Origin of the sequence: Bradyrhizobium sp. Ghvi (assembly GCF_900115265.1) — a bacterium.
GTDB lineage: Bacteria > Pseudomonadota > Alphaproteobacteria > Rhizobiales > Xanthobacteraceae > Bradyrhizobium.
On sequence record NZ_FOVU01000011.1, the window covers coordinates 115089 to 127180 of the forward strand.

A 12092-nucleotide genomic window follows, 5' to 3' on the forward strand; every position below is an offset into this window, starting at 1 on the left:
AGTCTGGTCATGACATCGCCTGAAGATTTTTCACGGCTGCAATCTGCGATGAGCCAGACAGTGAAGGCGCATTGGAAAGCCTTCCTGTTCGAGGGCATTTTGCTCGCCATCCTCGGTGTTGCCGCGCTGATCCTGCCGCCGCTCGCAAGCCTGGCGACCGCGATCTTCCTGGGCTGGATGTTTCTGGTCAGCGGCATCGGCGGACTGATCGCAACCTATTGGGCGCGCCACGCACCGGGCTTCTGGTGGTCGCTGGTCTCGGCGGCCCTTGCAACGCTGACCGGCATGCTCCTCCTGGCTCGCCCGATGCAGGCCGTGCTGACGCTGACCATCGTGCTCGGCGCCTATTTCCTCGCCGAGGGCGTCACCACCATCATGTATGCGCTCGAGCACCGTCGCGAGCTCAGCGGCCGCTGGTCGTGGCTCCTGATCTCGGGCCTCGTCGACATCGCGATTGCGTTCATGGTGATCATGGGACTGCCGAGCTCGGCGGAATGGGCCATCGGCGTGCTCGTCGGTATCAATCTGCTGTTCGGCGGCGCCACCATGATCGGCATGGCCCTGGCCGCGCGCAAAAGCAACAGTTGAGGTGCTCCGGAGCACCTCACGCCGATTGGGGGGTGACAAGGCGCCAATGGCGCGCTATATCGGCTGCCATGATCACCGTCGCCACCAGCTATTTTTGGTACTTTAGCTACGACAGCTCGCTGGCGGCAGGAGGATCGCGCTCAATCTGAAATATTGAAGCAAACGTCCGAACAGCCGCCAGACCTGGCGGCTTTTTTATTGGCCGGCAGGTCCTCAAAATGACAGGAGCCCGCCGTGCTGAGCACGACTGATGATCTTCGTATCCGCGAACTGAAAGAGCTGAGCACGCCTGAGGATGTGATGCGGGAAGTCCCGCGCACCCTCACGGCCACCCGCGTGGTGATGGCAGCCCGTAACGCCATTCACGCCATTCTCAATGGCCAGGACGACCGGCTTTTGGTCGTGGTCGGCCCCTGTTCGGTGCATGATCCCAGGGCTGCGCTCGACTACGCCGAGCGTCTTGCCAAATTGCGCGAGGATCTCGCCGATCAGCTCGAGATCGTGATGCGGGTCTATTTCGAGAAGCCTCGCACCACGGTCGGCTGGAAGGGCCTCATCAACGATCCCGATCTCGACGGCAGCTTCGACATCAACAAAGGCCTGCGGCTCGCGCGCAACGTGCTGTCAGCCATCAACAATCTCGGCCTGCCCGCCGGCACCGAATTCCTGGACATGACGACGCCGCAATACATTGCGGATCTCGTCTCCTGGGCCGCGATCGGCGCGCGCACGACCGAAAGCCAGATTCACCGCGAGCTGGCTTCGGGGCTGTCCTGCCCGGTCGGCTTCAAGAACGGCACCGATGGCAATGTTCGTATCGCCGCGGATGCGGTGAAGTCGGCCTCGCATCCGCATCATTTCATGGCTGTCACAAAACTCGGCCGCTCAGCGATCGCCTCGACCGCGGGCAATGGGGACTGTCACATCATCCTGCGCGGCGGAGCTAAGCCGAACTTCGACGCGGCGAGCGTCGCGGCGGCCTGCAACGAGCTCGCAAAATCCGGCGTCGCGCCGCTGGTGATGGTGGATGCAAGCCATGCCAATTCGAGCAAGAAGCCGGAGAACCAGCCGCTGGTCAGTGCTGACATCGCGGGCCAGATCTCCGGCGGCGAGAACCGCATCATGGGTGTGATGATCGAGAGCAACCTCGTCGCCGGCCGCCAGGATGTCGTGGCGGGCAAGCCGCTCGTGTACGGCCAGAGCATCACCGATGGATGCATCGATTGGGCGACCACTGCAGGCGTGCTCGAGCAGCTCGCCGATTCCGTCGAGATCCGTCGCAACGCCGCGCGCGCCGGACGACACGAGCGCTCTGCATAGAACGGGGTCAAAGGGGGGCGGGGCGATGCTGTTCGCGCCCTGCCCGTCGCTCCGAATTCGCGCTCTGGTCTAGCAGCCGCGGCAGATGCTCTTGATCTTCTTGTCGAGCAGAGCGTCTTCCTTGTTCACGGGATTGTTCGGATCGCTCAGAGTCTTTTCGCTCGGCACATCGCCCGCGCGCGGCTGGCGATGACCGACAGGCGCCTGCGGCACCGTTCCCGACGTGGCCCCGCCCGAGGGCGATCCCTTGGTGGCGGGTTGGGCAATCGCCATACCGCCGAGCAAGACCACGAGCGATGCTGCCACCATGATCTTCTTCATGTTCGATCCTCCATTCCTCAAGCCCGACGTGTCCTCCGCGACCATTCAGGTCTCGGGCGGATAGAGATGAACGTCGCCGCAATAATCGATGATACGATAGCGCGTTTCGGTCACCGCATCACCGCCATCGGCTGCGGTATTTTGTGCCGCCAACACATAATTCGGCCCCACCGGGGATTTGCCGGCGCCGCCGGGGATATCGATCACGTATTCCGGCTGACACAGTCCTGACACCCGTCCACGCAGCTCCCGCATCAAGTCCTGCCCATGCGCCAGGGTCGTTCGCAGATGCGCGGTACCCGGCGCGAGATCGCCATGATGCAGGTAGTACGGCTTGATGCGGCACTCGACGAAAGCCCGCATCAAATCCGACAAAGCCGTGGCGCTGTCATTGACGCCGCGCAACAGCACCGACTGGCTCACCATGGGAATGCCGGCATCGACCAGTTGCGCGCAGGCGGCGCGGGCCGGCCCCGTCAGCTCGCGCGCATGGTTGGCATGCAGCGCGACCCAGGTGGTGGCGCCCTCGACTTTCAGCGCAGCCACCATCTCGTCAGAGATGCGCGAGGGTTCAGCCACAGGCACGCGGGTGTGAAGACGGATGATCTTGACGTGTTCGATCGCAGCGAGATCAGCCATGATCTCGCTCATCCGACGTGGCGACAGCATCAGGGGATCCCCTCCGGTCAGGATCACCTCCCAGATCTCGCTATGCGCGCGGATGTAGTCGATCGCCGCGCGATAGGCGCCGTCCGAGAGTGCGTTCTCGTTGCCGGGGCCCACCATCTCGCGGCGGAAACAGAAACGGCAGTAGACCGCGCAGACGTGAACGAGCTTGAACAGCACACGGTCGGGATAACGATGCACGATCCCTGGAACCGGCGAATGCGGATGATCTCCGATCGGATCGGCGTCCTCGCCCGGTTGCATCTCGAGCTCCGCGGCCGTCGGAACGAACTGACGGGCAATGGGGTCGTCGGGATCCGAGGTGTCGATCAGTTCGACCAGCGCAGGCGTGATCGCAACCGCATAACGCGCAGCAACTCGCTCGAGCGCGGGCAGTGAAGTCGCGGGCGCGAGGTCCGTGGCTACGAGTTCGGCCGGCTCACGCAATGTTCGTGCAAGATTGGTTTTCGTCATCTCTCACCCGCAGGCGGCGTCCACACCACCTGATCGATCCGTGTTGCGCCGCTTGCCAGCATCACCAGCCGGTCGAACCCGAGCGCGACGCCACTCGCCTCCGGCATGGCGGCGACCGCGGCCAAAAAGTCCTCGTCCAGCGGATAGGTCTCGCCGTAGCGGCGCTGCTTCTCCGTCATGGCCTCCATGAAGCGCTTGCGCTGCTCCTCGGCGTCGGTGAGTTCGCCAAAGCCGTTGGCGAGCTCGACGCCGCAGGCGTAGACCTCGAACCGCTCGGCGACCCTGGGATCGCCAGCCTTCACCCGCGCCAGCGCCGCCTCGGGAGATGGGTATTCGAACAGAATGGTCAAACGCCCCTGCCCCAGATGCGGCTCGACATGCTCGACCAGGACCTTGCTGAAAATGTCTGACCAGGTGTCGTCCTCGGCGATACGGACCTTACCGCCGGCCGCCTGGGCGAGCGCGTCACGGTTACCCTCGTTGCCCGAGATTGTCGACAGCAGGTCGATCCCGGCGAACCGGCCGAAGGCGCCCGCAACAGTCAGCAGTTCCGGTTCGGCGAAGGGGTCGGCGGTCCGGCCTCGGAACGAGAAAGTCCCGATCCCGGTAGCCTGCGCGGCCGTCGCGATGACGACCACGGTGTCGGCCATGATGGCATCATAGGGGGTGTCGGCCCGGTACCACTCGAGCATGGTGAATTCGGGCAGATGCAGGTCGCCGCGCTCACGGTCACGGAAGACCCGGGCGAATTCGAAAATCCGCTCTTCCCCGGCTGCCAGCAGCTTCTTGCAGGCGAATTCGGGCGAGGTCCGCAAATACCGGCTGGCACGGCTGCCGTCCGGCCGCATGATCTCGGTCCGGGGCGCGTGCAGATGGGTCTCGTTGCCGGGAGAGACCTGGAGCACGGAAGTTTCGACCTCGACGAAACCCTGCTCGGCGAAAAAGCCCCTGATAGCCCCGCTAATGGCGCCCCTGGCCTGAAGGAAGGGCCGCCGGTCGAGGTGCCTTCCGGGTGACCAGAACGGCGAGATCGGCTTGTCCCCAGCCATTAACCGACCGCCCCGCCAGCCAGCAAAGTGCTGGCATCCAACGGCAAAATCAGTATGTTGCGGCCCGAAACGGGCGCCGAGGTCTGATTTGAGGCCCCAAGTCCCCCATCGATTTGACCACGTCCTGGCCGGTGCCGGGCCAAGCAAGCAGGAAATATAGCTTTGAGAGTCATCGCCAGTTCTATTCGCAAGGGCAACGTGATCGAGCAAGACGGCAAGCTCTATGTCGTCGTGAGCGCCGAGAACATCCATCCCGGCAAGGGTACTCCGGTCAGCCAGATCGAAATGCGCCGAATCTCGGATGGGGTAAAGATCTCCGAACGCTACAAGACCACCGATCAGGTCGAAAAGGCCACGATCGAAGAGCGCAACTACACCTTTCTGTATGAAGATGGCGACGGCTTCCACTTTATGAACCCCGAGACCTACGATCAGGTTCAGGTGTCCAAGGACGTCGTCGGCGACGCTGCCGCGTATCTTCAGCCAGATATGACCGTCAAGCTGTCGTTGCACGACGTCAACGTCGTCTCGCTCGCGTTGCCGCAGCGCGTGACATTGGAAGTGGTCGAGACTGAGCCCGTGACCAAGGGCCAGACCGCTTCTTCCTCCTACAAGCCGGCTGTGCTCTCGAATGGCGTCCGCACCACCGTGCCGCCGCACATCTCGGTCGGCACCCGTATCGTGGTGATGACCGAAGACGGCTCCTACTCCGAGCGCGCCAAGGACTAAGCCTAGGAATCAAAGCAGGTGCCGCCGGGGGGCGAGACAGTGGTTGGGAACAGGTTCCGCTTCGTCTCGCTGCTCCTGGCGTCGCTGTCGCTGTTGGTCATCACTCCGCTGGCTGCGGACGAAATCCGCAGCCCGTCGCTCACGGCTCTGCGCGTCGATTGGCGAGCAGCGCTCGACCAGCTCCGCACCGAGATCAATAGCCGCCCCCAGGTCGCAGCGGATTTCACCTTCGTGCCGCGTCGTTCGGTGGCGCGCTTCGATCCCCGCGCAGTGCCGGCACTCGTGCAGCTCAACGCGGTTTCCTCGCGATTTTTCACCGGCATTACCCGCAGCTCGGTTCCCGTGCTCTTGCCGTTCGATGCCGCCGCCTATCTCGAGGCGCAACGCAGTAGCGCTGCGGGCACGACGCTCGCCCTGTCGCGCTACCAGGCCGATTTCAATCCCGTCGACCTGTTCGACGCCGGCCCTGCCGGCTACAGCGCCACGTTTTCACTCGAGCCTGGCGCCGGCGACGGCATGCCGACACGCATCTTCGCAAAACCAGTCGAGGTTCAGATCACGGGATCGGCACTGGTCTACGACATCGCCGATCCCAGCGGCGGCAAGGGTGAGCCGGTCAAGCCGCTTGCGACCATCTATCCGGATCTGCGCAGGTTCATCCGTGAGGGTTATCTGCGCTATGCCTTCACGCGGTTCGGCGCCGCTTATGTGGTGTCGATCCAATGCCTGGACAGCGTCGCAAAGCCGCGGCGACTTGCCTGCAAGGAGGCCTACCCTGTTGCCGAGCGTTTCCTGAAGGCGCTGCACGTCACTGGCGGCCAGCGCATGCGGCCGCTCATGGACGTTGCCTCCGAATTGATCGATCGTCCCGCCGACCGGTCGACGGATTTCAGCTACCGGCCGAGCGGCGACATCATCCCCAATACCGGCTATCGCAAACAGGGCGGCCACCCCGACGTGATGGCCTACGCGCAGGTCCGCTTTCCGCTCGAGAAGGCGCCGGCCTTCGTACATTCGCAATCCTACGCCAAGCGCGACAAGGTCGACGGGCCGACCGCCTATCCCTGGCGTGACAATTTCTGCGAGTCGCGCAGCTTCGAGGTGTGGCAGTGCGCCGGCGGCTATGGCCACCAGGGCGAGGACATCCGGGCCGCGGAGTGCCCCGGTGATAGTCACGAACCCTGCGATCCCAAGCAGCGCGGAGTCGTTGCGGTACGCGACGCTGTCGTGATCCGCACGCCCAGCGATCAGGCAGTGACGCTCGAGGTCAACAGCCGGACCGAGCACATCCGCTTTCGCTATATGCACATGAACCCGCATGCGTTGAACGCCGACGGCGTGCTCAATGGCCGCAACGTCACCGAAGGCGAAAAGATCGGCGTGGTCTCGAACTACCTCGATCATCCCGCCGGCACTTCGATGCATCTGCATTTCGACGTCCAGGTGTTCACCCGAGACGGCTGGATCTGGGTCAGTCCCTACACCACGCTGGTCTCGGCTTACGAGCGTCTGATCCGCGCCCGCGGTCGCGAGATCGGCCCGGAGGTCGCAAGCACCCCGCAGCCGGTCGCCCATGCGCTGCCCGAGGATGTGGTCAAGCCGGATCTGCGCGAGGGATCGAGCGGCGAAGAGAATTGAGGCGGACAATGCGATGGTAAGCCCGGATGAGCTACGCAACATCCGGGACACCGATGTCGACTATTCCAGATAGGTCGTCAGCTGCGCGCCCTCATCGGCCACGAACACGGCAATCAGTTCGGCAGGCTCCGTGGTGCTGGCATTGGCCGAGATCAGATGCGTGGCGCCAGGCGGCTCGAAAAAAGACTGGCCGACACCAAACGTCTCGACGGGGCCGCCGCCGAGCTGGGAGCGGATCTCGCCTTTTGTGATGTAAGCAGTCACCGAGCCGGCATGCCGGTGCGGCCGCGAAAACCCGCCTGGGCCATAGAACACGCGCACGACGGTGACACGCTTTCCCGGCACATTGGGCAGCGGATAGGAAGCGATCGGCTCGACCTTGTCGAGCGGCGAGCTTTCCGCGGCCGTGGCGCACAGTGGCGCGAGTGCGCCCGTGACGGTGTCCATCGTCACGGGCAGCGCCTTGCCGATCGCGAGCGCGAAGGCCAGCCCGCCAACAACAGCAAGCGCCACAGAGCGCAACGGCATGGGGCGCAGCGGCGTAGCCAAATTCATGGCAGTCATGACAACCTCCCTTGCTCAGGACGCCGCGGCCGGTCGCTTCGTCGGCGTCCATTGGAAGGCGGCGCCAAACCGGTTCCAAACGTTGATGGAGGCGATTGCGGATGTCAGGTACATCAGCTCGGTCTCGGAGAACTCGCGCTGCACCTCCGCATACACCTCGTCGCCGAAGCCGTCAGGAAGCAGGGTCAAAGCCTCGGCCCAAGCCAGCGCCGCGCGCTCCCGCGCCGAGTAGATCGGCGCCTCGCGCCAGACAGCCACAAGATGAAGCTTGTCGATGGGGACCCCGAGCCGCTCCGAGAGGAGCACGTGATGCTGCACGCAAAACGCGCAGCCATTGATCTGCGAGGCACGCAGCTTCACAAGCTCGAGAAGCTGCTTGTCGAGACCAGCCTTGGCTGCGACCTGTCCCAGCGCCAGCACCAGATCATATGCATCCGGCGCGATCCTCTTGAAATCCTCGTATTCGCTGCGGGCGTGTGACATGGCCGTTCACCTCGTGTTATTGTACGTATACTTATACCTTATAAGAGCTCTTATATGTTACGCAAGCCTGCCAGCATCACAAGATCGCAACCGGGACGGAAAACGCCCGGCCCCGCCAAGGATAGCCCGGTGCACCTGCCCGCCCCCGGCGAAGGCAAGCGCGGCGAGCAGGGCTATCTCGGTTATCTCCTGCGCCAGGCCCACGCCGCGGTGCGCCTAAAGATGGAGCGCACGCTGGCCGATCTCGGCGTGACCTCGCCGCAATTTGCCGTGCTGACCATGCTGAATGCTTATCCTGGACTATCGGGTGCCGACGTCGCCCGTCTCACCTTCCTGACCCCGCAGACGGTCGGGGTGATCATCCGCAATCTTGCGCGAGACGGTTCAATCGTGATGACACCTCATCCCGTCCACGGTCGTATCCAGCAATGGACGCTGACATCGCGTGGCGCGACGTTGCTGAAGGCGTGTCGGGAACGCGTGATCGAATTGGAGAAGCGTCTGGCCAGCGGCCTCGATGCCAAGGCGGAGGCAAATATTCGCCGCTGGCTTGCCAACGTTGCGACGGAGTTACAGGAGGACTAAGGCGAGCCTGATCGCCTCCCTACTCGCCCTTCAAGACTTTCTTGACTTCACCGTCGGGCCAGCCTTTGCCGGCGGCGATCACGCGAACGCGGCTGTGGTCCGTATCGTTGATCAGCACATGCGAACTCACCCGGTCGCCACTCGGCTCCAGATACAGATCGGTTTCAGGTTTCCAGCTCAGCGTGGCCGCAAGATCGCCCGGAAAAATCTGCCAGCACGATCCGTCGTCGAGCTCGACGACGTGACTTTCCGCATGCGCGCGTATCTTCATTCAACCCCGAAGTCGCGTTGAACAAGGCGGGCCCCGGCGTTCGGCCGGGGCCCAGCTCCGTCAATCGTTGTCGTGATGAATCACGGTCTTGCTGCGGTTGCCGAACTCATCTTCCTTCTTGATCACAGTGGTGCGGTCGGCGGGCTGGCGCTCCTTAATGACGGTGGTCCGGTCACGATCGCGGTCACGATATTCGTGGGACTCTCCGACCGTGACGCCGGCACCGACCGGACCGGCGTGAACACCAACTTCATCGGCAAACGCCGGCGCCGCGATAGCTGTGATCATAGCAGCGGCAAACAGATATTTCCTCATCTCATTCTCCTCCAGTCTCGTGCGGAGGGAATGCAGCAGTGCGACAGTTTGTTCCGGAGGAACAGCTGTTCCTCACGTTCCAGGAACCGGCTCCCAAGCGCGCTGTTTCCCGCTAGACTGGCTCCATGAGACACGTTGATTCCTCGACCCCTCGCACCCGCCGCGCCCTGCTCCAATCCGCCCTCGGTGCAGCCGCGCTGCTGACTTTTCCGACACGCGTCCTCGCCTCGCCTCCCGGCTTCGACGAATGGCGTGAGGGTTTTCGCGCACGCGCAATGGCCAAGGGCATTTCGACCGCGACCTGGCAACGCGCGATGGCGCGCGTCGAGCCCGATATGAGCGTGTTCAAGCAGATGCGCAATCAGCCCGAATTCCACGAGCAGGTCTGGCAATACATCAACCGCCGCGTTTCGGACTGGCGCATTGTCAACGGCAAGATCGCGCTGAAGAACAACGAGGCGCTGTTCACGCGGATCGAGCGCGATTTCGGCGTCGAGCGCGGCACGCTGCTCGCGCTATGGGGCGTGGAGTCGGCTTACGGCGATCCGCTGGTGCAGCAGAACCACATGACGCCCGTGTTTCCTTCGCTGGCCGCGCTCGCCTGGAACGAACCGCGCCGCAAGGCCTATTGGGAGGCCGAGCTGATCAATGCGCTGCGCATCGTCGACAAGGGCTGGAGCACGCCCGAGGAGATGCGCGGCTCATGGGCCGGCGCGATGGGACATTCGCAATGGATGCCGGAGGTCTGGCTCAATGTCGGCATCGACTACGACGGCGACGGCAAGGTCTCGCCGTTCGGCAAGCCCGACGACGCGCTGGGATCGACCGCAAAATATCTCGTCAATCGCGGCAAATGGCACCGCGGAGAGCATTGGGGCTATGAGGTGCGCGCGCCGGGCGAGATGAGCGGCAGCCGCACCTATGCGGCATGGCAGGCGGCCGGCATCACCCGCGCCGACGGCCAGGCCTTTCCGCAGCCGAACGCATCGGCGCAGATGTGGACGCCGGTCCCGGGCGGACCGACCTTCCTGCTGGGGCCGAATTTCTACGCAGTGAAGAGCTACAATCCCTCGATGAACTATGCGCTGGCGATCTGCCATCTGGGCGATCGCTGCCTCGGCGCGCCGCCTTTCATCCAGCCGTTCCCCGGCTCCGAGCGCGTGCTGACGCTGGCCGAAGTCCAGGAGATGCAGACGCGGCTGACCAAGGCCGGTTTTGACACCGGCGGCACCGACGGCCGGGTCGGTAACGACACCATGAAGGCGATCAAGGATTTTCAGCTGCGGGCCGGTATCACGCCGGCAGATGGTTATGGCGGGCTGAAGGTGCTCGCGAAGCTGCGACAGGGATCTTAAGCAGCTTCAGTGCCGGTACTGCGGCTCCTCCGCATCGAGCTGACGGCGGATCGCGGCGAGATGCAGCCGCGCGGATTCGGAATCGCCTTCGCGCATCTGCTTGTAGGTTGCGGCGGCGATGGCGGGATCGACCGGGAGCACTTTCCGTCCCGTCGACATCGCCAGCACCTGCACCTCTGCGGCGCGTTCGAGATAGTAGAGATCGTCCCAGGCTTCCGCGATCGTCGGCGCCAGCACCATCACGCCGTGGTGCTTCATGAAGACGATGTCGGCCTCGCCCACGGCGGAGGCGATGCGCGCGCCTTCGCTGACGTCGAGCGCGAGGCCATTGTAGTCGCGGTCGACGGCAGTGCGGCCGTAGAATTTCAGCGCGGTCTGGCCAGCCCAGATCAAGGGATCGCCCTCGGTCATCGACAATGCGGTGGCGTAGGGCATGTGGGTGTGGAAGGCGACTTTCGCGCGCGGCAGGCGCTTGTGCATCTCGGCATGGATGTAAAAGGCAGTTGCTTCGGGCACGCCCTCACCGTCGAGCACGTTGCCATGGAAGTCGCAGATCAGGAGCTTTGACGCCGTCAACTCGCGGAAGGCATAGCCGTAAGGGTTGACGAGAAACAGATCGTCATGACCTGGCACCACCGCCGAGAAGTGATTGCAGATGCCCTCCTCAAATCCGTTGCGCGCGGCCATGCGGAAACAGGCGGCCAGGTCCTCGCGCGCGGTGCGGATCGCTTCCGTGGCGAGGTCCGGCCGGTTCGAGCGGAATGGCGCGGCTGATGAAGACGAGTGAAGACTGTGCGCCATGGCGAAGGACACCTTTGTCGGTCGGAGGTCACCGACGTTGTACAGGGGCCGCGCCCGCGCGTCAGCCCCCGCGGCTGCCACCCTGCCTTGCGCAGCTCACGCGCGCCGCGGCACGCCGCCGGCATTCATGCCGCCATCGATGACAAGCTCGCTGCCGGTCACGTAGCGAGAGGCATCGGAGGCGAGATACAGCACGCCGGAGGCTATCTCCGCCGCCTGCCCGGCGCGGCCGAGTGGGGTCGCAATCTTGGCCCTCTCCTCGGGATCGATCGGAGCGTTCTGACCTGCGCCGGTGGCGCCCGTCGGGATCTTGCCCCAGATCGGCGTGTCAATGATGCCGGGATGGACCGAATTGACACGGATGCCGTCGCCGGCAGCCGCGCACTCCATCGCGATCGATTTGGCGAACAATCGCACGCCACCCTTGGTGGCCGAATAAGCCGACAACCCCGGCGCGCCGCGCAGACCCGCGAGCGAGGACATCATGACGATCGAGCCGCCGCCATGCTTGCGCATCAAGGGCAGGCAATGCTTGACTGACAGAAATACGCCATCGAGATTGATCGCGTTCTGCTTGCGCCAATCGCTCAGCGTCATATCGACGATCGACGGTACGGCAATGCCAACACCGGCATTGGAGACCATGATGTCGAGCCGGCCGTAGCGCTTTGCGATCTCGGCAACGATCTCGATCCACCGCTCCTCGCTGGTAACGTCCTGCTCCAGGAAGATCGCCTTGCCGCCGGCCTTTGTCACGCGCACGGCGAGTTCGGGCCCGCGCAGCTCGTCGATGTCGGTGATGACGACAGTCGCACCTTCGCGCGCGAACAGCTCGACGATCGCCTCGCCGATACCAGAGGCGCCGCCTGTTACCAGCGCGATTTTGCCCTCAACCTGCCCTGCCATGTTCACTCCCTTTCTTCTTTGTTGTTT

15 protein-coding genes are annotated in these 12092 nt (G+C 63.7%); 6 read left to right on the forward strand and 9 right to left on the reverse strand.

The window, feature by feature from the left end; genetic code table 11:
- The first annotated feature begins 9 nt into the window (after positions 1-9).
- Positions 10-588 (forward strand): HdeD family acid-resistance protein, encoded by a 579-nt coding sequence (locus BM374_RS30885; protein ID WP_092301485.1) that lies wholly within the window; start codon positions 10-12, stop codon positions 586-588.
- A gap of 234 nt (positions 589-822) precedes the next feature.
- Positions 823-1908 carry a 3-deoxy-7-phosphoheptulonate synthase gene (locus BM374_RS30890; RefSeq protein WP_092301488.1) on the forward strand — a complete coding sequence of 362 codons (1086 nt, stop codon included), beginning with the start codon at positions 823-825 and terminating at the stop codon, positions 1906-1908.
- 69 nt (positions 1909-1977) lie between these two features.
- On the opposite strand, the gene BM374_RS30895 is transcribed toward BM374_RS30890, so the two are convergent.
- Genes BM374_RS30895 through epmA form a run of 3 tightly spaced genes read right to left on the reverse strand, consistent with a single transcriptional unit; the run spans position 1978 to position 4418 of the window.
- Positions 1978-2229 (reverse strand): hypothetical protein, encoded by a 252-nt coding sequence (locus tag BM374_RS30895; protein ID WP_092301695.1) that lies wholly within the window; start codon positions 2227-2229, stop codon positions 1978-1980.
- A gap of 45 nt (positions 2230-2274) precedes the next feature.
- Positions 2275-3369, reverse strand: coding sequence for a lysine-2,3-aminomutase-like protein (locus BM374_RS30900; protein WP_092301491.1), 1095 nt, complete (start codon positions 3367-3369; stop codon positions 2275-2277).
- Positions 3366-4418: an EF-P lysine aminoacylase EpmA gene (epmA, locus tag BM374_RS30905; RefSeq protein WP_092301493.1), complete on the reverse strand. Its 1053-nt coding sequence runs from the start codon at positions 4416-4418 to the stop codon at positions 3366-3368. The genes BM374_RS30900 and epmA overlap by 4 nt, the downstream gene beginning before the upstream one ends.
- A gap of 162 nt (positions 4419-4580) precedes the next feature.
- Here epmA and efp point away from each other — a divergent pair, with 162 nt between their 5' ends.
- Positions 4581-5147: an elongation factor P gene (efp, locus tag BM374_RS30910; protein ID WP_092301496.1), complete on the forward strand. Its 567-nt coding sequence runs from the start codon at positions 4581-4583 to the stop codon at positions 5145-5147.
- Positions 5148-5165: 18 nt separating this feature from the next.
- Complete coding sequence (locus tag BM374_RS30915; RefSeq protein ID WP_092301499.1) at positions 5166-6785, forward strand: M23 family metallopeptidase; 1620 nt, start codon at positions 5166-5168, stop codon at positions 6783-6785.
- A 60-nt stretch (positions 6786-6845) separates the two neighbouring features.
- Here BM374_RS30915 and BM374_RS30920 read toward each other — a convergent pair whose 3' ends face one another.
- Positions 6846-7349 (reverse strand): cupin domain-containing protein, encoded by a 504-nt coding sequence (locus tag BM374_RS30920; RefSeq protein WP_092301502.1) that lies wholly within the window; start codon positions 7347-7349, stop codon positions 6846-6848.
- Positions 7350-7364: 15 nt separating this feature from the next.
- On the reverse strand, positions 7365-7832 hold the full coding sequence (locus BM374_RS30925) for a carboxymuconolactone decarboxylase family protein (RefSeq protein WP_092301505.1): 468 nt from the start codon (positions 7830-7832) through the stop codon (positions 7365-7367).
- A gap of 54 nt (positions 7833-7886) precedes the next feature.
- On the opposite strand from BM374_RS30925, the gene BM374_RS30930 reads away from it, so the two are divergent.
- Positions 7887-8417: a MarR family winged helix-turn-helix transcriptional regulator gene (locus BM374_RS30930; protein ID WP_092301508.1), complete on the forward strand. Its 531-nt coding sequence runs from the start codon at positions 7887-7889 to the stop codon at positions 8415-8417.
- 19 nt (positions 8418-8436) lie between these two features.
- Here the strand turns inward: BM374_RS30930 and BM374_RS30935 are convergent, their stop codons facing one another.
- Positions 8437-8688, reverse strand: a complete 252-nt coding sequence (locus BM374_RS30935) for a hypothetical protein (RefSeq protein WP_092301511.1) — start codon at positions 8686-8688, stop codon at positions 8437-8439.
- Positions 8689-8748: 60 nt separating this feature from the next.
- The gene (locus tag BM374_RS30940; RefSeq protein WP_092301514.1) at positions 8749-9003 is read right to left on the reverse strand and encodes a hypothetical protein; all 255 of its coding nucleotides are present in this window, start codon (positions 9001-9003) and stop codon (positions 8749-8751) included.
- Positions 9004-9128: 125 nt separating this feature from the next.
- Here BM374_RS30940 and BM374_RS30945 point away from each other — a divergent pair, with 125 nt between their 5' ends.
- On the forward strand, positions 9129-10358 hold the full coding sequence (locus tag BM374_RS30945) for a lytic murein transglycosylase (RefSeq protein WP_092301516.1): 1230 nt from the start codon (positions 9129-9131) through the stop codon (positions 10356-10358).
- 6 nt (positions 10359-10364) lie between these two features.
- On the opposite strand, the gene BM374_RS30950 is transcribed toward BM374_RS30945, so the two are convergent.
- Positions 10365-11159, reverse strand: a complete 795-nt coding sequence (locus BM374_RS30950; RefSeq protein ID WP_177248657.1) for an aldolase — start codon at positions 11157-11159, stop codon at positions 10365-10367.
- A gap of 96 nt (positions 11160-11255) precedes the next feature.
- Positions 11256-12065: an SDR family NAD(P)-dependent oxidoreductase gene (locus BM374_RS30955; RefSeq protein WP_177248658.1), complete on the reverse strand. Its 810-nt coding sequence runs from the start codon at positions 12063-12065 to the stop codon at positions 11256-11258.
- Positions 12066-12092 lie beyond the last annotated feature (27 nt).

Excerpts from the sequence above, each read along its gene's own strand:
- BM374_RS30885 (WP_092301485.1), top strand. The coding sequence starts at position 10 with ATGACATCGCCTGAAGATTTTTCACGGCTGCAATCTGCGATGAGCCAG.
- BM374_RS30895 (WP_092301695.1), bottom strand. The coding sequence starts at position 2,229 with ATGAAGAAGATCATGGTGGCAGCATCGCTCGTGGTCTTGCTCGGCGGT.
- BM374_RS30900 (WP_092301491.1), bottom strand. The coding sequence starts at position 3,369 with ATGACGAAAACCAATCTTGCACGAACATTGCGTGAGCCGGCCGAACTC.
- epmA (WP_092301493.1), bottom strand. The coding sequence starts at position 4,418 with ATGGCTGGGGACAAGCCGATCTCGCCGTTCTGGTCACCCGGAAGGCAC.
- BM374_RS30920 (WP_092301502.1), bottom strand. The coding sequence starts at position 7,349 with ATGACTGCCATGAATTTGGCTACGCCGCTGCGCCCCATGCCGTTGCGC.
- BM374_RS30925 (WP_092301505.1), bottom strand. The coding sequence starts at position 7,832 with ATGTCACACGCCCGCAGCGAATACGAGGATTTCAAGAGGATCGCGCCG.
- BM374_RS30930 (WP_092301508.1), top strand. The coding sequence starts at position 7,887 with ATGTTACGCAAGCCTGCCAGCATCACAAGATCGCAACCGGGACGGAAA.
- BM374_RS30935 (WP_092301511.1), bottom strand. The coding sequence starts at position 8,688 with ATGAAGATACGCGCGCATGCGGAAAGTCACGTCGTCGAGCTCGACGAC.
- BM374_RS30940 (WP_092301514.1), bottom strand. The coding sequence starts at position 9,003 with ATGAGGAAATATCTGTTTGCCGCTGCTATGATCACAGCTATCGCGGCG.
- BM374_RS30945 (WP_092301516.1), top strand. The coding sequence starts at position 9,129 with ATGAGACACGTTGATTCCTCGACCCCTCGCACCCGCCGCGCCCTGCTC.
- BM374_RS30950 (WP_177248657.1), bottom strand. The coding sequence starts at position 11,159 with ATGGCGCACAGTCTTCACTCGTCTTCATCAGCCGCGCCATTCCGCTCG.
- BM374_RS30955 (WP_177248658.1), bottom strand. The coding sequence starts at position 12,065 with ATGGCAGGGCAGGTTGAGGGCAAAATCGCGCTGGTAACAGGCGGCGCC.